This window comes from Hymenobacter sp. DG01 (genome assembly GCF_006352025.1).
In the GTDB taxonomy this organism is placed as follows: Bacteria; Bacteroidota; Bacteroidia; order Cytophagales; family Hymenobacteraceae; genus Hymenobacter.
The window spans coordinates 3457267-3482939 of record NZ_CP040936.1 but is presented as its reverse complement, the minus strand read 5'-3'; the positions used below and the strand labels follow the sequence as shown (position 1 = coordinate 3482939).

21 protein-coding genes are annotated in these 25673 nt (G+C 60.4%); 12 read left to right on the top strand and 9 right to left on the bottom strand.

The window, feature by feature from the left end; all coding sequences use genetic code 11:
* Positions 1-50 precede the first annotated feature (50 nt).
* Positions 51-1322 carry a glutamyl-tRNA reductase gene (gene hemA, locus FGZ14_RS14760; RefSeq protein WP_139924995.1) on the bottom strand — a complete coding sequence of 424 codons (1272 nt, stop codon included), beginning with the start codon at positions 1320-1322 and terminating at the stop codon, positions 51-53.
* A 275-nt stretch (positions 1323-1597) separates the two neighbouring features.
* Between hemA and FGZ14_RS14755 the strand changes: the two genes are divergently transcribed.
* On the top strand, positions 1598-2785 hold the full coding sequence (locus FGZ14_RS14755; protein ID WP_257883241.1) for an ATP-binding protein: 1188 nt from the start codon (positions 1598-1600) through the stop codon (positions 2783-2785).
* 114 nt (positions 2786-2899) lie between these two features.
* On the opposite strand, the gene FGZ14_RS14750 is transcribed toward FGZ14_RS14755, so the two are convergent.
* Both FGZ14_RS14750 and FGZ14_RS14745 read right to left on the bottom strand, forming a co-directional pair.
* Positions 2900-4009: a lipocalin-like domain-containing protein gene (locus FGZ14_RS14750; RefSeq protein ID WP_139924993.1), complete on the bottom strand. Its 1110-nt coding sequence runs from the start codon at positions 4007-4009 to the stop codon at positions 2900-2902.
* Positions 4010-4061: 52 nt separating this feature from the next.
* On the bottom strand, positions 4062-4775 hold the full coding sequence (locus FGZ14_RS14745; protein WP_139924992.1) for a carboxypeptidase-like regulatory domain-containing protein: 714 nt from the start codon (positions 4773-4775) through the stop codon (positions 4062-4064).
* A gap of 195 nt (positions 4776-4970) precedes the next feature.
* On the opposite strand from FGZ14_RS14745, the gene FGZ14_RS14740 reads away from it, so the two are divergent.
* From FGZ14_RS14740 to FGZ14_RS14725, 4 genes are all read left to right on the top strand, one after another.
* The gene (locus FGZ14_RS14740) at positions 4971-6749 is read left to right on the top strand and encodes an amino acid permease (RefSeq protein ID WP_257883240.1); all 1779 of its coding nucleotides are present in this window, start codon (positions 4971-4973) and stop codon (positions 6747-6749) included.
* Positions 6750-6901: 152 nt separating this feature from the next.
* Complete coding sequence (locus FGZ14_RS14735; RefSeq protein WP_139924991.1) at positions 6902-11833, top strand: DUF3320 domain-containing protein; 4932 nt, start codon at positions 6902-6904, stop codon at positions 11831-11833.
* Positions 11834-11853: 20 nt separating this feature from the next.
* The gene (locus FGZ14_RS14730) at positions 11854-12171 is read left to right on the top strand and encodes a hypothetical protein (protein ID WP_139924990.1); all 318 of its coding nucleotides are present in this window, start codon (positions 11854-11856) and stop codon (positions 12169-12171) included.
* Between the two features lie 10 nt (positions 12172-12181).
* Entirely contained in the window at positions 12182-12769 is a 588-nt protein-coding gene (locus FGZ14_RS14725) for a transposase (RefSeq protein ID WP_180754367.1), read from the top strand.
* 26 nt (positions 12770-12795) lie between these two features.
* Here the strand turns inward: FGZ14_RS14725 and FGZ14_RS14720 are convergent, their stop codons facing one another.
* The 3 genes from FGZ14_RS14720 to dusB all read right to left on the bottom strand — a co-directional run bounded on the left by FGZ14_RS14720 (position 12796) and on the right by dusB (position 15389).
* Positions 12796-13290, bottom strand: coding sequence for a GNAT family N-acetyltransferase (locus tag FGZ14_RS14720; RefSeq protein ID WP_139924988.1), 495 nt, complete (start codon positions 13288-13290; stop codon positions 12796-12798).
* Between the two features lie 2 nt (positions 13291-13292).
* Entirely contained in the window at positions 13293-14255 is a 963-nt protein-coding gene (locus FGZ14_RS14715) for a DMT family transporter (protein ID WP_139924987.1), read from the bottom strand.
* 144 nt (positions 14256-14399) lie between these two features.
* On the bottom strand, positions 14400-15389 hold the full coding sequence (dusB, locus tag FGZ14_RS14710) for a tRNA dihydrouridine synthase DusB (protein WP_139924986.1): 990 nt from the start codon (positions 15387-15389) through the stop codon (positions 14400-14402).
* 137 nt (positions 15390-15526) lie between these two features.
* Between dusB and FGZ14_RS14705 the strand changes: the two genes are divergently transcribed.
* The 4 genes from FGZ14_RS14705 (at position 15527) to FGZ14_RS14690 (ending at position 20175) form a co-directional block, all read left to right on the top strand.
* Positions 15527-16555 carry a CPBP family intramembrane glutamic endopeptidase gene (locus tag FGZ14_RS14705; protein ID WP_139924985.1) on the top strand — a complete coding sequence of 343 codons (1029 nt, stop codon included), beginning with the start codon at positions 15527-15529 and terminating at the stop codon, positions 16553-16555.
* 121 nt (positions 16556-16676) lie between these two features.
* On the top strand, positions 16677-17582 hold the full coding sequence (locus FGZ14_RS14700; protein WP_139924984.1) for a phosphatidate cytidylyltransferase: 906 nt from the start codon (positions 16677-16679) through the stop codon (positions 17580-17582).
* Between the two features lie 347 nt (positions 17583-17929).
* Positions 17930-19219 (top strand): Glu/Leu/Phe/Val dehydrogenase, encoded by a 1290-nt coding sequence (locus tag FGZ14_RS14695; protein WP_139924983.1) that lies wholly within the window; start codon positions 17930-17932, stop codon positions 19217-19219.
* 275 nt (positions 19220-19494) lie between these two features.
* Positions 19495-20175, top strand: a complete 681-nt coding sequence (locus tag FGZ14_RS14690) for a phosphatidylserine decarboxylase family protein (protein WP_110978770.1) — start codon at positions 19495-19497, stop codon at positions 20173-20175.
* Positions 20176-20256: 81 nt separating this feature from the next.
* Here FGZ14_RS14690 and FGZ14_RS14685 read toward each other — a convergent pair whose 3' ends face one another.
* From FGZ14_RS14685 to ribD, 3 genes are all read right to left on the bottom strand, one after another.
* A complete protein-coding gene (locus tag FGZ14_RS14685) occupies positions 20257-20835 on the bottom strand; it encodes a dihydrofolate reductase family protein (protein WP_139924982.1) in 579 nt (192 codons plus the stop codon).
* A 108-nt stretch (positions 20836-20943) separates the two neighbouring features.
* The gene (locus tag FGZ14_RS14680; RefSeq protein ID WP_139924981.1) at positions 20944-21426 is read right to left on the bottom strand and encodes a GAF domain-containing protein; all 483 of its coding nucleotides are present in this window, start codon (positions 21424-21426) and stop codon (positions 20944-20946) included.
* A gap of 89 nt (positions 21427-21515) precedes the next feature.
* Positions 21516-22571: a bifunctional diaminohydroxyphosphoribosylaminopyrimidine deaminase/5-amino-6-(5-phosphoribosylamino)uracil reductase RibD gene (gene ribD, locus FGZ14_RS14675; RefSeq protein WP_139924980.1), complete on the bottom strand. Its 1056-nt coding sequence runs from the start codon at positions 22569-22571 to the stop codon at positions 21516-21518.
* A 96-nt stretch (positions 22572-22667) separates the two neighbouring features.
* On the opposite strand from ribD, the gene prmC reads away from it, so the two are divergent.
* The 3 genes from prmC to FGZ14_RS14660 all read left to right on the top strand — a co-directional run bounded on the left by prmC (position 22668) and on the right by FGZ14_RS14660 (position 25633).
* Positions 22668-23531, top strand: coding sequence for a peptide chain release factor N(5)-glutamine methyltransferase (gene prmC / locus FGZ14_RS14670; RefSeq protein WP_139924979.1), 864 nt, complete (start codon positions 22668-22670; stop codon positions 23529-23531).
* Between the two features lie 136 nt (positions 23532-23667).
* Complete coding sequence (locus FGZ14_RS14665; RefSeq protein WP_139924978.1) at positions 23668-24264, top strand: acyltransferase; 597 nt, start codon at positions 23668-23670, stop codon at positions 24262-24264.
* 70 nt (positions 24265-24334) lie between these two features.
* On the top strand, positions 24335-25633 hold the full coding sequence (locus FGZ14_RS14660) for a nucleotide sugar dehydrogenase (protein ID WP_139924977.1): 1299 nt from the start codon (positions 24335-24337) through the stop codon (positions 25631-25633).
* Positions 25634-25673: the final 40 nt, after the last annotated feature.

The following is a 25673-nucleotide window of genomic DNA, read 5'->3' as shown; positions in this document are numbered from 1 at the left end:
TGGATTCACCAGCGGGGCTTTCTGTTGTATCAGGGGGTAGGGAGCCTGGGCTAAGCCACGTCGGGCTGGCGCTCTAGGTCAAACAGGTCGGTTAGCACGTCGATGAGCTGGTCGGCTTCGCCGCGCTTGCAGGCGGCTTTCAGCTGGAGCACGGGTTGCTTGAGAATCTTCTGCATCAGGGAGCGAGTGATGTCGTCCATGCGCTTGGCTTCCTCGGGGCTCATTTTCTTCTGGAAGCGGTCCATCTCCTCGAGGCGGATTTGCTCCAGGGCGTTCTTGAGCTTCTGGATGGTCGGCGACACCATCATTTCCTTGGTCCAGTCCTGCAGGCCAGCCATGCTTTCCTCGATGATGGCCTGCACCTGCGGCACGGCGGCTAGGCGGCGCTCCAGCGCGGCCGAAGCCTTGCTATGGATGGCGTCGATGTTGTACACCAGCACGCCGGGCACCTGCTCTACATCGGTGGCAATGCTGCGGGGCACGGAGAGGTCGATGAAGAACTTGTAGCTCAGCACATCGAGGTGCTCCACCATGTCGCGGGTGAAGAAGGGCTCGTCGCGGGAGATGCTGCTGATGATGACGTCGGCATCCTTGAGGCCGGGTACCAGGTCCTCGAAGTTGATAACCTTCAGACCGCACTCTTCGGCCAGGGCATCGGCCTTGGAGCGGGTGCGGTTGCAGATAGTCACGTCCTGAAACAGCTTGCTGTCACCGAAGTGGCGGCACACATCGGCCCCAATCTCACCCAGGCCGACCACTAGCACGCGCGGGTTGGCTACGTCGGCGGTCAGCTCTTCCACCAGCTCCAGAGCGGCGTAGGAGGTAGAAGCGGCGCCATCGCGGAAGGAGGTTTCCTGCTGCACGCGCTTGTTGGTGAAGAAGATAGTGTGCAGCAGGCGGTGCAGGAAGGGCCCGGCCGCGTCGGCATCCGCCGACCACTGGTAGGCCTGCTTTACCTGGTTGCTGATCTGCATGTCGCCAACTACCTGGGCATCAAGGCCCATGGCTACCTCAAAGAGGTGACGTACGGCGTCGGCGTGCTGATCCAGCACATCGAAGTAGGGGAAGTACTCAGCTACCTCGGGCAGGCCCTTGAGCTGACCCAGGGCCTCAATGATGGCCGGGCTCTGGTCGCGCTCAGCGGAATAGTACACTTCCGTGCGGTTGCAGGTACTCAGCACGAGCAGGTCAGAAAGGCCCAGCTCATGGTGCAAGGTGTGCAGGAATCGGCGGCAGGCAGCTTCGTCCAGCGCAATCAGCTCCCGAATTTCGAGGGGAGCTTTCTTGAATGACAGACTAACGGCCTTGAATGGATGGAGCATAGCTTGTGCTAGTGCGAAAATCAGAAGGCAAAAATACAGTACAAATTGCTAGGGTAAAAACAGTTGCTACGGCCCGCAGGTTCGAGCGGATACAGATTCGCGCCGAAAGACCCGTTTAGACAGCTTAAAGCGGGCTTCCTCTCGTTTAACCTGACAAAAATCATTTCCTTACCGGGTTGTGACTCCGGCGGTTGTGCTACCCCCGTAGGCAGGCTCTTATCTTCGCCGGGGTGCGGGCCGTATGCCGCACCTTGCCCACCGCTTGTTTTTCGATTGTGCTGCCCATACCCATTTACGATCAGAAGTCCCGTATCAAGCTCCTTATTGTGGGCGTGGCCCTGCTGATTGGGGCCGCTACGGTTATTTACACCAATCTGCTGGTGCAGCGGCTCTCGGAGCGGGAGCAGAAGCAGATTGACCTCTACGCCAAAACCCAACGCTACCTCATCAATACGGAGGAAGAATCGAACGTGTCGTTTCTCTACGATGAGATTATTGAGGCCAACACGACTATCCCGGTTATCTGGGCCGATGACAGCGGCTACCCCCTCGACGCCCAGAACCTGCCCGTACCCAAGGGCCTGAGCGAGGAGGCCCGGGTAACATTTCTGCAGCAGGAAATGCTGAAGATGAAGGAACAGCACACGCCCATCGTTATTGAAATAGGGGGTGGGGTGCGCAACTTCATTTACTATAAAGAGTCGTCGTTACTGACGCAGCTGCGGTACTACCCCCTGGTGCAGCTGGCCATCATTGGGTGCCTGGGCGTCATTGCCTACTTCGCCTTCAGCTACTCGCGGCGGGCCGAGCAGAACCGGGTGTGGGTAGGCCTGGCCAAGGAAACAGCCCACCAACTGGGCACGCCGCTTAGCAGCCTGGTAGGCTGGCAGGCTTACCTGCGAGAATCGGAGCGGTTCAGGGGCGAGCCGATTGTAGAAGAGTTGGGTAAAGACATCCGGCGGCTGGAAATTATTACGGAGCGCTTCAGCAACATCGGCTCAGTGCCAGTGCTCAACGACGAAAACATCTACCGCGTCACGCTCAACGCCATTAGCTACCTGCAAAGCCGGGTGTCGCGGAAAGTCAGCTTCGAGGTAAAAACAGACCTGCCCCTGGACACGCCGGCCCAGCTAAACATTCCGCTCTTCGACTGGGTGATTGAGAACATCTGCAAGAATGCCGTGGACGCCATGGATGGCAAGGGCAGCATCACCATTCACCTGCGTCGCCCGGTGCGCAACAAAGGCCAGATTGCCATTGATATTACCGACACCGGCAAGGGCATCCCGAAAACCAAGCTGGAAAGCGTGTTCCTACCCGGCTATACCACCAAAAAGCGCGGCTGGGGGCTGGGTCTGGCCCTGGCCAAGCGCATCATCGAGAACTACCACCGCGGCCGCCTCTTCGTGAAGTGGAGCGAGGTAGGGCGGGGTACTACGTTTCGGATTCTGCTGAACGGGTGACCTCACCCCCATCCCCCCTCCTTGGGGAGAGGGGTGCGTTCTGAAGACAACTTCCAACAGGCCATTGCTCATTAATAATATTTGGCACCCCTCTCCCCAAGGAGAGGGGTGAGGTTACTCCTTGGCCGTCACTTCGTCTGCCACTTCGCGTACTTTCTTCACCTCCGAGCGGTTGGTGATTTCCACGTAGCTGTTGCCCTTCACGGGCTTGCCGTGGTGGGTGCCTTCTACCCGGCACATGCCTTCCCAATAGTGCATCCGGATGCCGGCAAAGAGCTTAAGGGTCAACTCCTGATCCTGCATTACGGGCGTGATGGTCAGGTCGTAGCCCTGGCTGGGGATACGTAAGCGCCACTTGTTGGGGTAGCGCAGCTTGGAGTGCGGGCTGGTCCAGTAGTCCAGGGTTTCGAGCTGGAAGTCTTTTTGGTCGAGGTGGGTGTTTTGGGCCTGGGCGCCGTAGTGCGAGCCCCCGCCGATGCCCTCGCCCGTGACCTTATTGTAGAGCTGGTAGGCCATAATTTCCTCGCGGGGCTCATCGAGCTGAATGCTGAACCAGTCCCAGCCCAGGTCTTTAGCCATCACGCTGTTGCAGTTCCACTGCCGGTCGTACCACAGCTCGCCCTCCACCTGCCGCTCCTTGCCATTGATTTCAATGGTGCCGGTGGCCGTCATGCGCGGGTAGCTGTAGTAGCCAGCCTTGGCCGTGGGGCCGTACTGCTCGTAGCCGGTGCCGCCGTGAAGCAGCACGGGCTTGGCGGGCGTGGTCTTCAGGTCGATGGCGTGGCCTTTATGCGCCGCCATGCGGGCCTGTAGGTGGTAGCTGCCTTCCTGGCCGGTCAGGGTCCAGCGCTGGGCCTGCTTTTGGGCAGCCAGATTGATGGGCAGGGTTGGGGCCAGCAGCTGGGGTAGGCGCTCCACCTTGTAGTCGTAGCGGAACTGCTTCTGCTGCGGATCGGTAAGGGCGAAATTGACCATCTGCCAGTCCTTTTTACCAGTCAGGTTGAAGTGGAAAAACACATATTCCACCCCGAACTGCTCACCGGTTTTCACGTCGCGCAGGTGGCCCGTGAAATACCACCATTCCAGGGAGTTTTGCTTATGCGGAGCTTCTTCCTGGGGCAGCTGGGCCCGCTCCTGAAAAACGTCGTGCTTATTGGTGGGTTTCAGGACGCAGCCAGTGGTAGAGAGCAGAAGGGCGAGGGTAGCAAGCAGCAAATTCTTCATACCCCGGAATAAGGCTTTTCGGGGCTGAAAGGTTTGCTACGGCCGCGTATTACTACCGTCGGAAGGGCCGCGTGAGGCGCCACCACAGGCTGCGTGGGGTGTACCAGGGTAGCACCACGCCTTCCATTCGGCCCAGTACAACTCCGGTCATAGCCATGGTAACGGTAAGCTCAGTTTGATTGGCGTCGGGCCGCAAGGTTAGCTCCTGGGTTTCATAGCCAACACTGCTGATAATCAGTGTCACTGGTCGTACCGCAGGCATCCGTAGCTCAAAAGAGCCATCTGAGTTGGATGCTGCGCCAATCTGGGTGCCTTTCAGTAAGATAGTTACCCCTGGCAAGCCTGTACCCGTTTCATCAGTGACGAGGCCCCGGATGATGGTAAGAGGTAAGGAGGGTTGCGCCGGCTGGGAGGGGGTAGCCACCATGCCCAACGTAATCTGCTGCTGAATAGGCACTGGTCGTGGGGCTTGGGCATGTGCGCCCGGCGCTAACCCAAGAGCCGCTATGGCAGCCAGCCATAAGCGCCAGGGTGCTGCTGGTACCGATAGGTCAAGCAGCGGCCGGTTCAGCTGCTCCTGCCGGAACCGCCCGCAGCTTTTGCCCGCCGATTGACCCAGGTAGGCCAGAATTTCTGCATCGGTCATGCGGGTGAAATCCACGACCACCTTATCACAGGCGGCGCAGTGGCGGCCCTGGGCGGCGGGCGTCATGGCGGCCCAGCTTTCGTGGCAGGGCTGAGGCACGGAGAGAGTAGGGCGCGGCATAACGTTAGAATGATGGTTTGCTCTACAGATGCCGCATGGTGCCCTATTCCACACCGGGTAGTTGAAATTTCTTTCATAAAAGAAGCCGAAGTAGCCTGATTGGGTAGCAAGCCGGCAAGGGTAGCTCCGTGCTACGGCGTGCAGCCCCGCGCATTATTCTGTATCTTTTGCCCCTCTTAACCTCTACCTACTACTTTGCCTACGCCCCTTCCTCCCTCGCGCCTGAGCGGCCTTTTTCGCCGCAAAAGCCTGACCGATATTCTTCATAATCCGCCTGCCGATGCCGAGGGCCATGGCCCCGGCGATACGGGCGGACTGGCCCGCCACCTCACCGTCCGCGACCTGACTTCGCTGGGCATTGCGGCCGTGATTGGGGCCGGCATCTTTAGCACCATCGGCAACGCCTCCCACGATGGCGGCCCGGCCGTGTCGCTGCTGTTTGTGTTTACGGCCATAGCCTGCGCCTTCTCGGCGCTGTGCTACGCGCAATTTGCGGCTACTATTCCGGTTTCGGGCTCGGCCTACACCTACGCTTACGCCTCCTTTGGGGAGCTGGCCGCCTGGATTATCGGCTGGGCGCTGATTATGGAATACGCGGTGGGCAACATCGTGGTAGCCATATCCTGGTCGGACTACTTTACCGGGCTTTTGCAGGGGGTAGGGGTCAACGTGCCCATCTGGCTGACCACGGGCATGCAGAGCGCGCACAAGAACTATAATGAGGTGCTGGCGCTGATGCAGGCCGGCAAGCCCCTGACGGAAGCCTCTACGTCCCAGCTGGAAGGCTACCGCGCCTGGAGTGCTGCCCCGGAGCTGCCGGGCGGCTTGCGCCTTGTGCTGGATTTGCCCGCCGGCCTGATTACCCTGGCCATCACGGCCCTGGTGTACGTGGGCATCAAGGAATCGAAGAACGCTAGTAACCTGTTGGTAGCGTTGAAGTTGGTGGTAGTGGCGGTGGTAATTCTGGTGGGTGCCTTCTACGTGCAGCCCGAAAACTGGAGCCCCTTCGCCCCGAATGGTATTGGCGGCGTGCTCAAAGGCGTGTCGGCGGTATTCTTTGCCTACATCGGTTTCGATGCTATTTCGACTACGGCCGAGGAGTGCAAAAATCCCCAGCGCGACCTGCCCCGGGCTATGATCTACGCCCTGATTATCTGCACCATTCTCTACGTGATTATCACGCTGGTACTCACGGGTATGGTGAACTACAAAGAGCTGGCCGTGGGCGACCCGCTGGCTTACGTGTTCAACAAAGTAGGCGTGAAGTGGCTGGGCGGCGTGGTAGCCGTGTCGGCGGTGCTGGCCATGGCCTCGGTGCTACTGGTGTTTCAGATCGGGCAGCCCCGCATCTGGATGACCATGAGCCGGGACGGACTGCTACCCCCCGTATTTTCGCGGGTGCACCCCAAGTTTCACACGCCTTCGTTTAGCACCATTGTTACGGGCTTTTTTGTAGGCGTGCCGGCCATGTTGCTGAACATGGACCTGGTAATCGACCTGACTTCTATCGGGACCCTGTTCGCCTTTGCGCTGGTCTGCGGCGGCATCCTCATCATCGACCCCCACGGCCAGTCAGATGCCCGTTTTAAGGTGCCCTACATCAACGGTCAGTTCCTCGTGCCGCTGGTGCTGGTAATAGGAGCGGTGTTGCTATTCGTGTATAACCAGGCGGGTATTCAGGAGTTTCAGCAAGCCCTGGGTAGTGGCTATGAGCAAGCCCGCCACTACATCCCAATGCTAGTGTTTTTCGTGTTCTGCCTGGGACTGGCGTGGCTTTCGTTCCGCAAGCGTCTCTCGCTGCTGCCGGTGCTGGGCCTGCTCACCAATCTTTACCTCATGACCCAGCTGGGCATCAACAACTGGCTCCTGTTCTTCGGCTGGCTGATTATCGGGCTGGCTCTGTACTTCAACTACGGATTCAAACACAGCAAATTGGGCCTGAAAGTTCTGCCGAACGGCCAGCGTCGGGCATAACCTGCTGAATACTCTTTTACACAAACGCCCCGGTTGCTGAGGAAGCAGCCGGGGCGTTTGGCGTAATGGACGGGGTAGGGCGTAATTGGTCCGCAAGGTCCGCGGCCGTAACTTGAGTACCCGCTAGCTACAACATCCGCTCACTAGTTTTTATGGGCTCAGATTTCCTGGATTCTACTACCACTACACCGCAAAGCATACCTTCCTTCGCAGCCCGCCTCGAAGCTTCCCGCCAGGAACTGCTTGACCTGGGTCTGCGAAATCCGCTGCTCAACTTTCGGCCTTCCAAAGCCCAGGGCGTGGCCGTGGTGCAGGAAGAAGCCGCCGCGGTGTACGAGGTGTTAGTAAGCCAGGGCAAAACGATGTACTTCCAGGCTGCTCCCGAGCCGACCAGGCAGAAACCCGGAAGCATCCCCGAGTCCATAAGCGCCCTACCCCCCGCAGGAGCCGAAACCCTATCGGAGCCATTGGCTTCCCTACCCCCTCAGCCTGAGCAAACCCCGGAGGAAACGGCAACTGCTGAGGAAATGACTCCGCAGCCAGAGCTTACCGCCGAGCAGAAGCAGGTCCTGCTCACCGACAACAAGCTGCAGACGGCCGAGCCACTGGCAAAGCTGGAAAGTCGGCTGCTGAACACTTACTACGCCGCCCGCACCAGCCTGGAAGAGCAGGGCGTGAACATCCTGTATCTGGCTCTGGGCATGCTCACTTGGTATGAAGCCGCTAGTAGCGAAGAGCTCCGGCAGGCGCCCCTGGTGCTGGTACCCGTGCTGCTGGAGCGCGGCACCGCCGCCGAGCGGTTCAAACTGCGCTACACCGGCGCTGAGGTAGAGGCCAACCTGTCCTTGCAAGCCAAGCTGAAGGCCAGTTTCGGGCTGAGCCTGCCGGAGTGGGACGAAGAAACCGGGGTAGCCGCCTACCTCGCGTCCGTGGGTGAAGCCGTGCAAGGCCTGCCCCGCTGGCAGGTTGCGCCCGACCAGATTGCGCTGGGCTTCTTTTCCTTCGGGAAATTCCTGCTCTACCGCGACCTGGACCCCGCCACCTGGCCCAGCGGCACTACACTGCTCGATCATCCGGCCATTGAGGCGCTGCTAGGCGCGGAAACCGGCTTCCAGGACGCGCTGCCCACGGTGAGCGACACGGCTTTCCTCGATACCGAAAGCACCGCCCACGAACTGCACCAAGTACTGGATGCCGACAGCTCCCAGCTGCTGGCCCTACTGGCCGTGCAGGAGGGCCGCAACCTAGTGGTGCAGGGCCCGCCCGGCACCGGTAAGTCGCAGACCATTGCTAACCTGCTGGCTGAAGCTATTGGGGCGGGCAAGAAGGTGCTGTTCGTGGCCGAGAAGATGGCCGCTTTGGAAGTAGTAAAGCGCCGCCTCGATGCGTTAGGCTTGGGCGCGGCCTGTCTGGAGCTGCACAGCCACAAGGCCAATAAAAAAGCCCTCCATGATGAGCTGAAAGCCACTCTCAATCTCGGCCGACCGGCCGCCGCAGCCAATGTGGAGGACCAGATGGCCCAGCTGCCGCGCTATCGTCAGGCCCTCAACGACTATGCTCTGGCTGTGAATGCCCCCATCGGCCGCAGCCGCCGCACGGCCCAGCAAGTGGCCGGCGAGCTGCTGCGCCTGGCCGAAAAGCGTAGTGCTACTGAACTACCGCGCATTGCCTTTGCCGGCCTGGCTGCCTGGACCGATGCCGATGCCGCCCAGGCCGAAGCCCAGGCCACCCGCCTGCAGGCCACGCTGCAGAAAATCGGGGCACCCAAAGACCTTCTATTTTGGGGCAGCGAGTTGACCGTATTACTGCCTGCTGACCAAGCAGCCCTGTCTACCCGGTTAGCCGAAGCCCAAGCCGCCGTAACGGACTTACAGGAAGCGGGCCGTGTGCTAGGCCAGTTGCTGGGGCTGCCCATGCCCACGGAGCGCACGGCCGCCGAGCAGCTCCTGCCCGCCGCCCGCCACGCCCAACTAGCGCCGCCACTGTCAGGAGCCGCCGTAGCCGACGCGGCCTGGCACCAGCAGGCAGGGCGCATCCAGGAAATACTCAAGGCCGGACTGGCCTACACCACCCTGCGCCAGCAGCACGAGGCCACCCTTCTGCCCGAAGCTTGGGACCAGCAGTTCCTCGCGGAGCGGGCAACCCTGCTTGCCGCTGGTGACAAGTGGTGGAACCTCCTCAACGGCGACTACCGCCGGGCCCGGAAGCGCCTGCAAAGCTTCTGGCGCGGACCTTTGCCTAAAGAGTCTGCCGGGCTAATTGCGGTAGTGGATGCCATTCACGAGGCGGCCCGTCACGCCAAAAAGGTAGCCGAAGGAAGTGGCCTAGGCCAGCAGTTATTCGGCGCCAGCTGGCAAGGAGAGCGGTCTGACTGGCCCACGCTGCTGAAAATCCAGGAGTATCTGACCCTAACCCACCAACGGATTGCGCGCGGGGAGTTGCCGGCCACCCTGCTGGCCTACCTTACCCAGGCAGCCGTAGCCAATTGGCAAAATGACCAATCGTCCGGCTCACCCTCTCCCTTTTCGGAGGGGGGGGCGGGGGGTGAGGCGCACCAGCAGCACGACCTAGCAACGCGCTTAAACAACCTGGAAACCGCCCTGGCCCAGCACCGCGCTGCCGTGCAAGCCGTAGTCGATGCCCTACAGTTCAACGAAGCGCGTCGCTTCGGACCGGCCGGACGGCTGCAGTTTCAGCCCTTCGATGTGCAACAAGGCACCTTGGCCGCCTGGGCCGCCGACTTGCCGGCCCTGCGTCTGGCCACGGAGTGGAACAACGTAGCGGCCATTGCGCAACAGGAGCAGCTGCCGGAACTCCTGCTGCTAGCCGAAGGCTGGCCCCACGCTTCGCGCCTGCTGGCAGCGGCAGTGCGTCAGACCTGGCTGGAATTTCTGCAGCGACAGGCCTACGAGCAGCACCCGGCCCTACGGCAGTTCGAGCGGGCCAGTCACGAGGAAATAGCCGCTCGCTTCCGCCAAGCCGACCAGGACTCTCTTTACCACAACCGCATCCGGGCCTTGCGCCAGCACCACGAGGGCCTGCCGCACCCGCAGGCCGGCGGCCAGATGCTGCTCTTGCGCAATGAATTCGCTAAAAAGACCCGCCACCTGCCCCTGCGCAAGCTCATGCAGCAGGCCGGGCGGGCGGTACAGGCCATCAAGCCGGTGTTCATGATGTCGCCGCTGTCGGTGGCCAGCTACCTGCCGCCGGGGGCAGTGGAGTTCGATTTAGTGGTGTTCGATGAGGCCTCGCAGGTGAGGCCTGTGGATGCGCTGGGCGCCATTGCGCGGGGCCGGCAGCTGGTGGTAGTCGGCGACTCCAAGCAGCTGCCGCCCACCTCCTTCTTCGACTCCCTGACCGGCAGCGGGGAAGAGGCCGATGAGGAAAACGTAACGGCCGATATCCAGAGTATTCTAGAGCTGTGCAAGGCCCGCCAGATGCCTGAGCGGATATTGCGCTGGCACTACCGCAGTCTGCACCAAAGCCTGATTGCGGCCTCCAACCACTTGTTTTACGAAGACAAGCTGGTGATTTTCCCCAGTCCCGGCGGGCAGGGGCAGCTGGGGCTGGTGTACCATCATCTGCCTGAAACCCACTACGAGCGGGGCGCTACCCGCACCAATCCGCTGGAAGCTCAGGCCGTGGCCGAAGCCGTGCTGCACCATGCCCGTACCACCCCGCGCCTCACGTTGGGGGTAGTAGCCTTCAGCACGGCCCAGCGCCAGGCCATTCAGGATGCGTTAGAAAGGCTGCGCCGGCAGCACCCCGAAACCGAGTCGTTTTTCAACCGTCACCCCCACGAGCCCTTCTTCATCAAGAACCTCGAAAACGTGCAAGGCGATGAGCGCGACGTGATTCTGATCAGCGTGGGCTACGGCCGCACCAAGGAGGGCTACCTCACTATGAGCTTCGGGCCGCTGAATGGCGAGGGGGGCGAACGGCGCCTGAACGTGCTCATCACCAGGGCCAAGCAGCGCTGCGAAGTTTTTACCAACCTCACCGCCGATGATCTGGACCTGAACCGTACCCGCGCCAAGGGTGTGGCGGCGCTCAAAACCTTCCTCAACTTTGCCCAGCACGGCCGCTTGAACCAAAACGAGGAAACCGGCCGTAGCCTGGATTCACCATTTGAGGAGGCTGTGTACCGCACCCTCACGGCCCGCGGCTACCAAGTGCGGCCGCAAATTGGCAGCCAGGGCTTTTACATTGATTTGGCGGTAGTGGACCCCGATCAGCCCGGCCGCTACCTGCTGGGCATTGAGTGCGATGGGGCCATGTACCACTCGGCCCGCTCGGCCCGCGACCGGGACCGGCTGCGGCAGCAGGTGCTCGAAGCCGTGGGGTGGCGCCTGCACCGCATCTGGAGCACCGACTGGTTCCGGGACCCCCAGCGCGAAACCGAGCGCGCGGTGCAAGCCATCGAAGAAGCCCGCCGCCTCGCCGCCCAAGACGACCCCGACGAGCCGGAAGAACCCGAAGTAGTGCCGGAAACCGCTGGTATTGAGCGCGAAGAGTTGTCGGCCACCGACCAGGCTCTGACTGAACCCTACCAGGTAGCGCAGCTGCCCGCCGCCGTCGGCCACCGCGAACTGCACCAGCATAGCCTGGGCCAACTCGCCAACTGGCTCACGCAGATAGTCCGCATCGAAAGCCCCATTCACCTCGATGAAGCCACGCGCCGCCTGGCTCAGGCTAGCGGAGCCACCCAAGTGGGCGCCCGCATGCGCAAAGCCGGCCGCGACGCGGCGCTGCTAGCCGCCAACCTGCGCCACCTGCGCCAGCACGGCGACTTCCTCTGGGACCTCAGCATGCAGCAACCGCCCCTCCGCGACCGAAGCCAGCTGCCCGCCATTTCCCGCAAGCTCACCTTCGTGGCCCCCGAAGAACTGGCCCGCGCCCTGCGCACTGTTATCGAACAAAGCTTCGCTCTGCCCCGCGAAGCCGTGTTTCTGCCCACCGTCCGCCTGCTCGGCTTCAGCCGTCTGTCAGAGGAAATGCGCCAACAACTAGAGCCTGTATTGACTGGGTTGCTGGAAAGGGGAGAGGTAGCGGAAGTAAACGGCATCCTGCGCCCAGCAGTGTAGAAGTTAATCTAGCAAAGGTTATGGCGAGGTTACAAGAGATAAAAGAATGGATAGAAGCAGGAAAGCAGATTGGCAAAAGTCTTTGCTATATGCGGGAGGGTAAAGTATGCTGGCTAGTGGTTGGATTGCAAAAATGGCAAGGTGTTTACAAGCTGTATTCTTACGAAATATTGGAGGAGGATATGGCTGCTGAGAAGTTTATCTATGATAAGCTTCGCTGTTTTGAGAGTTTCGATGAGTTAGTTAAAGCAACTCAGGAAGACGCGAGAATATCTATTGAAGAATATGGCCCTCTTAAAGGACAACGCCTATTCAGCCCTAATTTTGATTGTGACTGACTCGCCATATTTGATGCTCCCACCCGGCGAAACCATCTTTTTAACCCTGCGCTTAGCTGGCTCCATCCCCGCGCAAGCCGGCCGGGAGCTGCACACTCAGCGCGTAGCCGCCCAGCAAGCCGCTGATTCTCTAGAAGCGCACCGCCGCGCTGAGAAGCAGTTTTTCGCCGGCTTTGATGCCCTCCTGGACGTCCGCACGGTAGGCCCGGCCTATCTGGAGAAGGAAAAGTTAGCCGAAATGGTAGCCGGAGAGCTGCTGATGCTGGAAGAGCAGGGGCTGCGGGTGCCTTGCTTCGTGATAGTGCCCAACCATGTGCACGTCGTGCTGCACCTGCCGGCGGGGGTAGGCCTCTCCCTGCCAAAAACCGTGGAGCTGCTGCACCAGCGTACCGCCACCCAGGCCCGGCGCCTGCTCCGCGGCCAGCTCCCTGCCGAAGCCGATTTCTGGCAAACCGGCTTTCACGAGCTACCCGGACAGGACGCCGCCGAACTAACCCGCATCAACTCCTACCTGCTGAGCCACCCGCAACGCCTGACCCTGCCGGAGCGTTTTCACGATTGGCCGTATGTGTATTTGATTGATGAAGTTATAAAGTAAAGAGTGGCAGGTAGATAAGGCCTTGCCTACAGAAACAGCACCATCGTTTCCTCATCGAAATAGCGGCCTTCCCACTTGAGGGCGTGTGGCTCGCGGCCGGTAAGTACGAAACCCTCAGTCGTGTACAGTCCGCGGGCCCGGGCGTTGGAAGCCACCACGCTAAGCTGCACCTGCTCCAACCCGGGTAGGGTGCGGGCGAAGCTTACCGCTGTGCGTAGTAATTGTCGCCCCAGGCCAGATCCAGCCGCTTCTGCCCGTACATACAGGCCCCGGATCTGGCCTTTATGACGTAGCTTTTGCAGGCTTTCCCGCTCAAAACGGATGATGCCTACCAGCGACGTATCCTTGAAAGCACCCCAGATCATGTGCTCATTACTGGGCTGATACCCGGCTAGGCGCTGCGGGCGGTTGGCGTCGTCGGTGGGGGTAACGCGGAAGCACTCCGGCTGGCGCTGCAACCCATCCTGGCGTAGGGCCTGATAAGCTGCCTCATCGGCTGGAAAGTGTAGAGGTCGGATCATACCTACTTCGCCCGGTGAATAATGGCTACGCTGACCAGAATAATCAGCATGCCCAGCAGGTGCCAGAGGTTGAACTGCTCCCCGTCGAGCAGGCCCCAGCCCAGGGCCATAATGGGCACCAGGTAGGTGTTGGAAGCGGCAAACAGGGCCGTAGAGCTTTGGATGAGCTTGTTGAACAGCACCATGGCTACGGCCGTGCTCATGGTAGCCAGCAGAGCAATATAGCCGAAGGCTTTCCAGGCACCGGGTACGGTTGCCAGCTTGTGTAAAAACTCGGTGCCCAGCAGCAGGTAGGCCAAGGCCGGACCGCCGATAAACAGCAGCAAGAGGCCCGTTACCGCCACCGAAGGAATGCCATGCAGGTGGTGCTTAATTACGTTCACACTTACGCCGTAGCCCAGCGTTGCCAGCACGATATAGAGGCCGTACCAAGCATTGCTTTCCCCCGAGGGAGTAGCGTCGCCGCCGCTGCCGCCCAGTAGCATCAGCACCACCGTGCCGGCCAGGCCCAGCCCGATGCCCAGCACCCGCAGGCCTGTCAGCTTCTGCCCGAACAGAGCCGCGCCCACTACTAGGGTAAACACGGCCGTGAGGGCATTGAGCACGCCGGCCAGGCCCGAGGCCATGCGGGTTTCGGCGTAGGCAAACAGGAAGGCCGGAACCAAGGTGCCAACTACCCCGCTTAACACCAGCCACTTGAAGCGGCTGCGCTCCACCCTGCCCAGGTGCTTAAGCGCAAACGGCAGCAACAGCAGCGCCGCCACGCTCACCCGCGTAGCCCCCAGCTCCATAGCCGAAAACACTACCAGGCCCTTCTTCATCAGGATAAAGGAGGTGCCCCAGATAGTAGCCAGCGTAATCAGCAGCACCCAGGCCGAGGCCGGCGTGCGGTGGGGTGGGGGTGCGGCTACCGGCGTGGCTTCGGGAGCAGCCGCGACGGCCGGGGCGGGGGGGAGGGTAGGCATGAGGGGGGATAAAGAACTTCAAAACGTCATTCCGAGCTGGTCGATGATTCTCGTATGCTGGCGTTATGCTTATTGCAACATCAGCACGCGAGATTCCTCGACCAGCTCGGAATGACGTTCATAAATTAGACGGTAGGTAGATAACTACCCCACCAGCACGGGCTCGGCGGCAATGATTTCGTCCATGATGGCGTGGATTTCCAGCGGGTCATTGCTTTCCACGAGGCGGGTGCGCCACTGGCGGGCACCTTCCAGACCCCGGAAATACTGGGCGTAGTGGCGGCGCATTTCAAACACGCCAGCGCGCGGTCCTTTCCACTCCAGGCTTTTCTCGAAGTGCATGCGGCAGGCCTGCACCCGTTCTTCCACGGTAGGAGGGGGTAGGAGTTGGCCGGTGGCGGCGTAGTGCTTCACTTCCCGAAAAATCCAGGGGTAGCCAATGGCGGCCCGGCCAATCATCACGCCATCCACGCCGTAGCGGTTTTTGTACTCCACAGCCTTCTGGGGCGAGTCGATGTCGCCGTTGCCGAAGATGGGAATTTTGATGCGCGGGTTATTCTTGATGCGGCCAATCAGCTCCCAGTCGGCCTCGCCCTTGTACATCTGCACGCGGGTGCGGCCGTGGACCGTGAGGGCCTCAATGCCAATATCCTGCAGGCGCTCAGCCACGTCCTCCACGTTCTTGGTCGAGTCGTCCCAGCCCAGGCGGGTTTTTACCGTCACGGGCAAGTGGGTAGCCTTCACGACGGCCGAGGTCATTTCGACCATCTTCGGAATATCGCGCAACAGTGCCGCCCCGGCGCCCCGGCAGGCCACTTGCTTCACGGGGCAGCCGTAGTTGATGTCGATGAGGTCGGGGCCGGCTTCGGTGCTGATGCGGGCGCACTCGCCCATGGTTTCCACATCGGAGCCGAAGAGCTGAATGCCGATGGGCCGCTCATAGTCGAATACGTCGAGCTTCTGCCGGCTTTTGGCGGCGGCCCGGATCAGGCCTTCCGAGGAAATAAACTCGGTGTACATCAAATCAGCCCCGCCCTGCTTGCACACGGCCCGGAACGGCGGGTCCGACACGTCCTCCATGGGTGCGAGCAGCAAAGGGAAATCGGGGAGGGCAATGTTGCGGATGTGTACCACGGCAGTCTATTCTAGTATTTTGCGCAAATTTACGACTTAGTGCTTAGTCGGAAGTGCTGGGTGCCTGGCACCTGAGCCTTGTACCCGCGGAAATAGCCACTAAGCCCTAAATCCTACGCTCTAAGCACCAAATTCCCATGAAAGGTTTCGTCTCCAGCCGGTTGCACCCCCTTGCCAACCTCGGCCTGCTTGTCGTCCTGCTGGTGGCCACCTTCAGCCTTTCCATGCTGCTGATTGCTATTACCAGCAATCTGTTTTTTGGGGTTGGCCTCATGGAGCTAGGCAACGTAACCCAGCGGCCCGCCGACTACCCCAATGGTTGGGGCGTATCCATGCTAAGCCAGGGCCTGCTGCTGCTAGGGGCTTTCGGGGGCGCGGCGGTGGCCTTCATCGTGCTAACGGGCAACCGGATACTCGACTATGTGGCGCCTCGCCGGCCGGTCGCGGTGCAGTGGCTGCTGCTGGCCGCCGGCTTGATTGTATTGAGCCTGCCGGTGATGTCGGCCCTGATTGCCTGGAACGCCAGCTGGGACCTGCCGGAGTGGATGCTGCTAAAGGAAGAGCAGGCCAAAGCCACCCTGAAAGTCCTGACTAACTTTTCCTCGCCCTTGCGCCTGGTTATCGGGCTGCTGGTTATGGCCGTGGTGCCGGCCGTCAGTGAGGAGCTGTTTTTCCGGGGCGTGCTGCAGCGCAACCTGGTGCAGTGGGCCGGACGTCACGCCGGCATCTGGCTGGCGGCGGCTGTATTCAGTGCTGCACACTTTCAGTTTCAGGGCTTTGTGCCGCGCTTTGTGCTGGGCCTGGTGCTGGGCTACCTCTACGAGTGGAGCGGCAACATTCTGGTGCCTATGGCAGCGCATTTCGCCCAGAATGCCTTTCAGCTGGGCCTGCTTTACAATGCTCAGCATCAGTGGGCCAGCGCCGACTATGACCCCGACTCTACCGAAAGCCTGCCCTGGTACCTGGTAGTAGCCTCACTGGCTATTTGCGCTGCCATGCTCTGGCAGCTTTACCGTCAGATGCAGCAGCCCGGTCGCCACGAGCTACCCACCACGCTGCGGACCCTGGGCAGCACCGGCGTAGCCGTAAGCACCCCCGAGCCTGGAGCCCCGGCCGCTGCCCGCACCCTTAGCCATGATGGTGTGGACACAACGCGCGCCGAGTAAACCCCTGTGAGGCTTTTGCTACTACTTCCTGATTTCTCTCCCCTTAAATTCCCCGCTGGTGTCTGTTTCTCCCGCCCCTGCCTCGTCTGCCACTACTGAGCCCCCGGCCGGAAAGCCGCCCATGTCCAACTTGACTCAGCGCGTCATCTTCGGCGCCATTGGGGCCGTGCTACTGCTGGGGAGCGTGTGGTACAGCGCCTGGACATTCGCGCTGTTTTTTGGGGTAGTGCAGATGCGGATGCTCTGGGAGTTCTACCGCATGATGCGGGAGGTAGGGTACAAGCCGGCCGCGCTGCTGGGTGGTGGGCTGAGCTTAGTGTTTTTTCTGGGCGCGGCTTACCTGTGTGCGATGCCTAACTACCTCGGGGATATATTCGGGGGAGGTGCGGCGCTAAGCAGCCTTAATCCAGGCTTTATTACCCGAGAGAAAAGCCTGCTGCTTAAGCTGGGGTTTTCGTTGGTAGTGCTGCTGCCCGTTATTCTGATTCTGCGAGAAATGGCTGCGTGGCCGCGCGAAAAACAAGATTTCTCACCCTTTTCCAACGTGGGTGTAGCGCTGCTGGGACTGCTCTACGTGAGCCTGCCCATGAGCTTGCTGAACGTGCTGGCTTTCACGCCACAAGGCTACGACTACCGCCGGATTTTTGCGCTGCTGCTGCTGGTGTGGTCCTCGGATATTGGGGCTTACGCGGCTGGCAAAACCTTCGGTAAGCACAAGCTGGCGCCTAAAATCTCACCCGGCAAAACCTGGGAAGGTGCCATCGGGGGCTTCCTGCTGACCTTGGGTATGGGTTGGGCTCTGGGCTACCTGTTGCCGGAACTCTCCCTGACCTACCGCCTGGTAGTAGCCGGCGTGGTAGCCGTATTCGGCCCCCTCGGCGACCTGGCCGAATCCATGCTCAAGCGCAGCGTCGATGTGAAAGACTCGGGCCGCATCATGCCCGGCCACGGCGGCCTGCTCGACCGGTTCGATGCTTTCCTGTTCATTTTACCCGTGCTGGCGCTTTTACAGCTTCTGCTGGGGTAGGCACACCGCCGCAGCAAGCGGCCCCAGGTGGTAAAATTCTCTAAAAAGTAAAAGCCAGCTAGCCTCTTGGGAGGTTAGCTGGCTTTTTTAATGTTAAGAAAATAAAGCAGGGTTTTAGCAAGGCTCGTAGCTATTCAGGCCGGATGCTATAAACCTTGCAACCGGCGGCCCGCTCTTATTAAGAAGATAAGCAGAAGGTTAGTTGGGCCTGTGCCGTACCCCAAGCGGCCTTCCCCGCGTATGGCATAAACCTACTACCTTTGACCACCCAATTTTTGTGCGCGGCTGCAGCTCCCACCGCTTTAGTCGCTAGGTAAATATTCTCACCCACCCAACCCCTTACCCGTATGGCTGCCACCACGGTGTACAAAGAGCCGGCACCCCGCGTTGATGCCGAAAACCCCCTGGAATCCATGATGTCGCGTTTCAACGTGGCCACGGAAATCCTCGGGCTTGATGACGAAACCTACAACGTTCTGAAAGCGCCTGATAAGCAGGTTATCGTGCACATCCCCGTGACGATGGACAACGGCAAAGTGCGCGTGTTTGAAGGCTACCGGGTTGTGCACAACACCATCCTGGGCCCCAGCAAGGGCGGCATCCGCTACGATAAAAACGTGCACCTCGATGAGGTGAAGGCCCTGGCCGCCTGGATGACCTGGAAGTGCGCCGTGGTAGATATTCCTTACGGTGGCGCTAAGGGTGGCATCATCTGCGACCCGACCACCATGAGCGCCGGCGAAATCGAGCGTCTGACCCGTGGCTACACCCTGGCCATGAAGGACGTGTTCGGCCCCGACCGCGATATTCCGGCTCCTGACATGGGCACCGGCCCCCGCGAAATGGCCTGGCTGATGGACGAGTTCAGCAAAACGGTGGGTGCTACCTCGCCGGCCGTAGTAACCGGTAAGCCCCTGGTAATGGGTGGTTCGCTGGGCCGCACCGAGGCCACTGGCCGCGGTGTGATGGTATCGGCGCTGGCTGCCATGAAAAAGCTGGGCATGGACCCCGCTCAAACGTCGGCGGTGGTGCAGGGCTTCGGCAACGTGGGCTCCTGGGCGGCCAAGCTGCTCTGCGAGAAGGGCGTGAAAATCAAAGGTGTTTCCGACGTGAGCGGTGCTTACTGGAATGAAGCCGGCATCAACATCGACGAAGCCGTAGCGTATAAGAACGCCCATAAAGGTCGTCTTGATGGCTACACTGGCGCTACGCTGATGGAAAACGCCGACGACCTGCTGCTGGCCGACGTGGACCTGCTGGTACCCGCCGCCGTGGAAGACGTCATCACCGAGCACAACGCCCACGCCATCAAGGCCAAGCTGATTGTGGAAGGCGCCAACGGCCCGACTTCGGCCTCGGCTGACTCCATTATCAACGAGAAAGGCATTATGGTGGTGCCGGATATCCTGGCCAACTCGGGTGGGGTTACGGTATCGTACTTCGAGTGGGTGCAGAACCGCCAGGGCTTCAAGTGGAGCGAAGACATGGTGACTGAGCGCGCTGACCGCATCATGACCGAGGCTTTCGAGAAGGTGTACGCTACCTCCCAGAAGTACAACATCCCGATGCGCATTGCCGCCTACGTGGTAGCCATTGATAAAGTAGCCCAGACCTACAAGTTCCGCGGCGGCTTCTAGTATCACAGGTTCCCGCTGACTGCACTGGTTTCTCTGGCAGAAATTAGTGGAATGAGCGGGCGTGGGGAGGGGCTGATTCCCTTCTGCCAACTCCTCATTATATTTGCTTTTGATAGCCCGGGCCGGTGGCTCGGGCTATCTTTGTGTAGTTTAGCTGGTGGCAGGCCGGTTTTGACAGCGGGCAGCCAGTTTATTTTTTTAGAAAGAGCGTCTGAATCAGCGAACCGGAGGACAGCGTAAGCTAAATCAACGTAATCAGCGCAAATCAGCGATTCATGAAGATCCACAAAGAAGGACGACGTATTCTGTTCTTTACCCTGCTGGCCCTGCTGGCCGTGAACCTGCTGCTGTTCCGCTACAACGCCGAAAACGACGGGTTCAACAAGGTATTTGCCGTTATTTCAGTTATCGTCTTCCTGACGCTGCTGCAGTTTTTCCGGAGCCCGGCCCGCCGCCTCTTCACCCACGAGGACCTGGTTATTGCCCCGGCCGACGGGAAGGTGGTGGTGATTGAGAATGTGCACGAGCCCGAGTACTTCGACGATGAGCGCAAGCAGATCAGCATCTTCATGTCGCCGATTAACGTGCACATCACCCGCAACCCTATTTCGGGCATCGTGCGCTACTTCAAGTACCACCCCGGCAACTACCTGGTAGCCTGGCACCCCAAAAGCAGCACCAAAAACGAGCGTACCACGGTGGTAGTGGAGTCGGAAGCTGGTCCGTTTGTGCTGTTTCGCCAGATTGCCGGCGCCATGGCCCGCCGCATTGTATGGTATGTAAATGAGGGCGACGAAGTAAGCCAGGGCGAGGAGTTCGGCTTCATTAAGTTCGGCTCCCGCGTGGATATTTTCGTGCCCCTGGATACAGAGGTGAAAGTGCAGATTGGCGAGAAGGTAAAAGGCGGTCAGACCGTTATTGCCCAGCTCAAGACCGATGCTCCTTCTATCTTCTAGCATTCACTACCCCTGAAAAGCCAGTGAGGCCCCGCTACCGGTAGCGGGGCCTCACTGGCTTTTCAGGGGTAGCAGTTCGGGTTAGTTAGCCAAGGCGGCGGGCGCTTCAGTGCTTACGGCCTGTTGCGCTTCCAAAGTGGGCAGCAGGTAATGCAGCAGGGTGGTGCCGTCGGGCCAGGTCTGGGTTTTCTGCAAATCCAGTGAACGGGGCTGGGGTTGCTCCCGCCACAGCGGAATGCCCGAGCCCAGCAGCTGCGGCACAATAAACAGCATCAGCTCGTCAATCAGGCCGGCGGCCAGCAGCGGGGCGGCCAGGGTGCTACCCCCAATCAGCCAGATGGTATCACCGGCCTCGCGCTTCAGCTGCGCCACAAACCGCGTAGGGTCTTCGGTAATGAAATGCACCGAGGGGTGGGCCGGCTCGGCGGGCGGGCGGTGCGTGAACACGTAGTTGGTGAGGGTCGGGTAGGGCCACTCGCCAAACGTCAGGACCTGCTCATAGGTAGCGCGGCCGAGCAGGGTAGCGTCGGCCGTGGCCAGGAAGTTGGCATAACCATAGTCTTCGCCCGGGGGCGGAGTAGGCAGCCATTCAACGGAGCCATCGGGCGAGGCGATGTAGCCATCGAGGCTAGTCGCAATGTATAAAACTACTTTACGCATGGGTGGGGTGGAGTGGGTTCGGGTTGTGCGTAGTAAGTTAAGCGCTCAGGGCTTCTGATGCACCACAAGCCAAGACTTTATGCCCTGCTTCCTACCCCCTTTCCCGTGCTAAAACCACCCGGCTACCAGCGGCATGAGCTGCTCCAGGGCTTGCTGGTCGTCGTGGTCGAAATCATTCAACTGGTCGCTGTCCACGTCCAGCACGGCTACCACCTGCCCGTTCTTGAGCACCGGCACTACTATTTCCGACTTGGAATCGGAGCTGCAGGCAATATGACCAGGAAACTGCTCCACGTCGGGCACCAGCACCGTGGCGGCCCGCTCCCAGCTGGCCCCACAAACGCCCTTGCCGCGCCGGATGCGGGTGCAGGCAATAGGTCCCTGGAACGGACCCAGCACCAGTTCGTCGTCTTTCACCAGGTAGAAGCCCACCCAAAAAAAGCCGAACGCCTGTCGTAGCGCGGCCGCCGTGTTGGCGAGGTTGGCTGTCAGGTCCGGCTCGCCGGTGGTTAGGGCCTCAATCTGGGGTAGGAGCTGGCGGTATTGCTCGGCTTTTGTAAGGGTAGTATCGAGGTGAAGTTCTTCGGACATGAGGTGATGGGGTAAAGGAGGGTTCGATTGGTAAAGGTAAACCCCTTACGCCTTTCGTGTCCTCATCACCACATCACCACATCACCCCCTCACTTCTTATATATAAACACCTCGTCCGGGCCAAGGCGGAACTGCTCGTGCAGGCCGGTGAGGCCGATATGGGGGGCCGCCACGCCGCCACCAAGGCGCCGGGCGCTGCGAATAACGCGGGCCTCGTCCCATAGTCCATCTTTCAGGAGGGAGTTGAGTACCGTAGGGCCACCTTCTACCAGCACGGACTGTACCTGCTGCTGGTGCAGGCTCTGCAGAATCTGCGGAAACAGATCCTCGGCCTGAGACAGGGTCGTGAACGTGAGGTGGTCCTTGGAAGCCCGCTGCCGATAGGTATATACAATGGTGGGCTGGCTGCCGTCGAAGAGGTGATGGGTAGGCGGCAGGCTCAGGTTTTTGTCGATGACGAGGCGGACGGGGCTGGGGCCGGGCCACTCGCGCACGTTCAGGCGGGGGTTATCGTGCAGGGCCGTGCGGGTGCCCACCAGAATGGCGTGCTCCTCGGAGCGCCACTGGTGCACGGCCACCCGGGCCAGCTCGCCGCTGATGGCCACCGGCTGGAAGTACGGCCCGGCTAAGTAGCCGTCGGCGGTTTCGGCCCATTTCAGCACCACGTAGGGCCGCTGCTGTTCCTGGAAGGTGAAAAACCGCCGGTTCAGCCAGCGCCCTTCGGCTTCCAGCAGCCCTGTTTCTACCTTAATGCCGGCTTCACGCAGCCGGGCAATACCGCGGCCCGCCACCAGCGGGTTCGGGTCGAGGCTGCATATGACGACCTCCGCTACCTGCTTCTCAATGAGCAAGTCGGCGCAGGGCGGCGTTTTGCCGAAGTGGGAGCAAGGCTCCAACGTCACGTACACACGGCTTTGGGGTAGCAGGTGCGGCTCCGTTACCGCGGCTACGGCATTCACCTCCGCGTGCGGCCCGCCGTACCGCTGGTGCCACCCTTCCCCCAGAATGCGCCCATTGTGCGTGATGACGCACCCGACCAGGGGGTTAGGCCGGGTGTGGCCTGCCCCCAGTCGGGCCAGGTCCAGGGCCCGGTGCATCATCAGTTGGTCGAAATCGGAAAAAGAAGAAGTGGAAGTAGCAAGCATGGGCGGGTGGGTAGGGGTAGGGCGGAAGCAGGGTGAAGATACAGTTCCCCGCGAAACCACCCCGCCGCCCCGCTCTATCTGTCGTACTTTTGCCCTATGCCCACGCCCACGCTTCGCCAGCTTACTGCCCACCTCGCGGCGGAGCTGGCTACCCTCTACCCGGCTCCCGAAGCCGAAGCCATTGCCGGCCAGGTGCTAGAGCATCTGCTGCAGCTCACGCCCTTGCAGCGGCGCATGCAGGCCGCAGAGCCCGTGCCCACCGATGTGCTGGCGGCCCTGGAGCCCCTGCAGGCCCGGCTGCTTCGCCACGAGCCGCTGCAGTACGTGCTTGGCCAGGCCCACTTTGCCGGCCTGGAGCTGGAAGTAACGCCCGCCACCCTTATCCCGCGGCCCGAAACCGAGGAGCTGGTGGCCCTGATTGCAGAAGAGCAGCGCCACCGCTCCGGCTTGCGGGTGCTGGATGTGGGCACAGGCTCGGGCTGTATTCCGCTGGCCCTGGCCCAGCAGCTGGCCTCCCCGCACCTGACGGCCGTGGATATTTCGGCCGAAGCCCTGTCCGTAGCCCGGCGCAATGCCGCTACCTATGGGGTTACGGTTGATTTTCAGCAGGTAGATATTCTGCAGGAAGAGCCCCGGCTGCAGGCGCCGTTGCAGATACTGGTTAGTAACCCGCCCTACGTGCTGGAGCAGGAGCGCCCCCTGATGCGCCCCAACGTGCTCGACTACGAGCCGGCTACCGCCCTGTTCGTACCCAACCACAACCCGCTGCTTTTCTACCGCCGCATTGCCGGGCTGGGTTGCCGTTTATTGGAGTCGGGAGGCACGGTGTACTTTGAAATCAATGAGCAGTTTGCGGCTGAAACCCTTGCCATGCTGCAAGGTCTGGGCTACCAGGCCCCCGAAGCCCAACTGGATTTGTTTGGCAAGGCCCGGCTGGTGCGCGCTACCTGGCCGGGGTAGGCTGGGCCCAGCACTACACCGCGCCGCGGTAAGCAACCGGCCGGTAGTCAGGCGGAAGTGTCGCAATAAATTCTCAACACACTTCCAAAACCCCTACCTTTGCCGGCTGAAATTCTGCTCACCATCTCCCTTCGGCATGCCCGACGCTTCCGGTTATTATGCGCATCCCACAGCCGTCCTGGACGAGGGCTGCCGCATTGGGGCCGGGTGCCGCATCTGGCACTTTTGCCACGTAAGCGCCGGTGCTGAGCTGGGCCCGGGCTGCTCATTGGGCCAGAATGTGTTTGTGGCGGAGGGTGTAACGCTGGGGCGCAACGTGAAAGTCCAGAACAACGTGAGCCTGTACAGCGGCGTGACCTGCGCCGATGACGTGTTTATTGGTCCTTCGGCTGTGTTTACCAACGTACTGAATCCCCGCGCCGCCGTACCGCGGCGTGGCGACGGGCACTACCTTCCCACCCGCCTGGCCCAAGGCGTCAGTATTGGGGCCAACAGTACCATTGTCTGCGGGGTCAGCCTTGGGGAGTATGCCCTTGTAGGGGCAGGCTCCGTGGTAACGCGCGACGTAGCGCCGTACGCTCTGGTGTACGGCAATCCGGCCCGCCATCGGGGCTGGCTGAGTACCTACGGCCACCCCCTACGCTTCGGGGAGGATGGCCGCGCCACCTGTCCCGAAAGCCAAGAGCAATATCAGCTAACCGACGGCTTGGTTTCGCGTATCAGCCCCGGTTAGGCAGCCACGCCGTTCCCGGTCCGCGCCTCCCACTCATTTTCAAGTCTTCAAGTTTCTAAATTCCGCTATCGTGTACGAGCAACTTCTCCAGAAACAGGCCAAGCTGGCCGTCATTGGCCTCGGCTACGTAGGTCTGCCCATCGCCCTCGAATTCGCCCGCAAAATCCAGGTTATCGGCTTTGATATCAATGCCAAGCGCGTGGATATGATGCGTAACAACATTGATCCGAGTGGAGAGCTGGAGGCCAAGGACTTTGAGGGCTGCGATATTGAGTTTACCGACTCGCTGGAAGTGCTGCGCCAGGCTACCTTCTACATTGTGGCCGTGCCCACGCCCATTGATGAGCACGCTCAGCCTGACCTGAAACCGCTGCTGGGCGCCTCTTCGTCAGTGGGCAAGGTGCTGAAGAAGGGCGACTATGTGGTATTTGAAAGCACCGTGTACCCGGGCTGCACCGAGGAGGACTGCATTCCGGTACTGGAAAAGCAGTCAGGGCTGAGCTTCGCCAAAGGCGACTTCAAGGTGGGTTACTCGCCCGAGCGCATTAACCCCGGCGACAAGGAGCACACTCTTTCCAGCATTGTGAAGGTAGTAGCCGGCTGCGACGCGGAGTCTTTGGAGGAAATTGCCCGCACCTACGAGTTGGTAGTGCAGGCCGGCGTGCACCGCGCCAGCAGCATTAAGGTAGCGGAAGCCGCTAAAATCATCGAAAATACCCAGCGCGACGTGAATATTGCGTTGATGAACGAGCTGTCGATGATTTTTGACCGCATGCACATCAACACCTATGAGGTGCTGGAAGCGGCCGGCACCAAGTGGAACTTCCTGAAATTCTCGCCCGGTCTGGTGGGCGGGCACTGCATTGGCGTTGACCCTTACTACCTCACCTACAAGGCTAAAGAGCTGGGCTACGATGCCAAGGTGATTCTGTCGGGCCGCACCACCAACGATAATATGGGCGCCTACATCGCCCGTAAAACGGTGCAGACCATGATCAAGCAGGGCAAGGATATTTCCAAGAGCCGGGTGCTGGTAATGGGTGCTACCTTCAAGGAAAACGTAGAAGACATTCGCAACTCCAAAGTGGCCGATGTCATCAACGAGCTGAAAAACTTCTCGGTAAACGTGGACATCGTGGACCCCCACGCCGATTCGGAGGAACTATACCACGAATACGGTTTCCGCCTGATTCCGGAAGACCAGATCCGCACCGATTATGACGGGGTAGTGGTAGCAGTAAGCCACCTGCCCTACGCGGCCCTTGAGGAGTCTTACTTCAAAGGCATTACCAACCAGCCGGCGGTGCTAGTGGATATTAAAGGTCTGTTCCGCGGTAAAATCAAAGACCTGGCATACTGGAGCCTGTAACGGTGATATGGTAAGATGGTGAGTTTGCCCGTAGTAACGG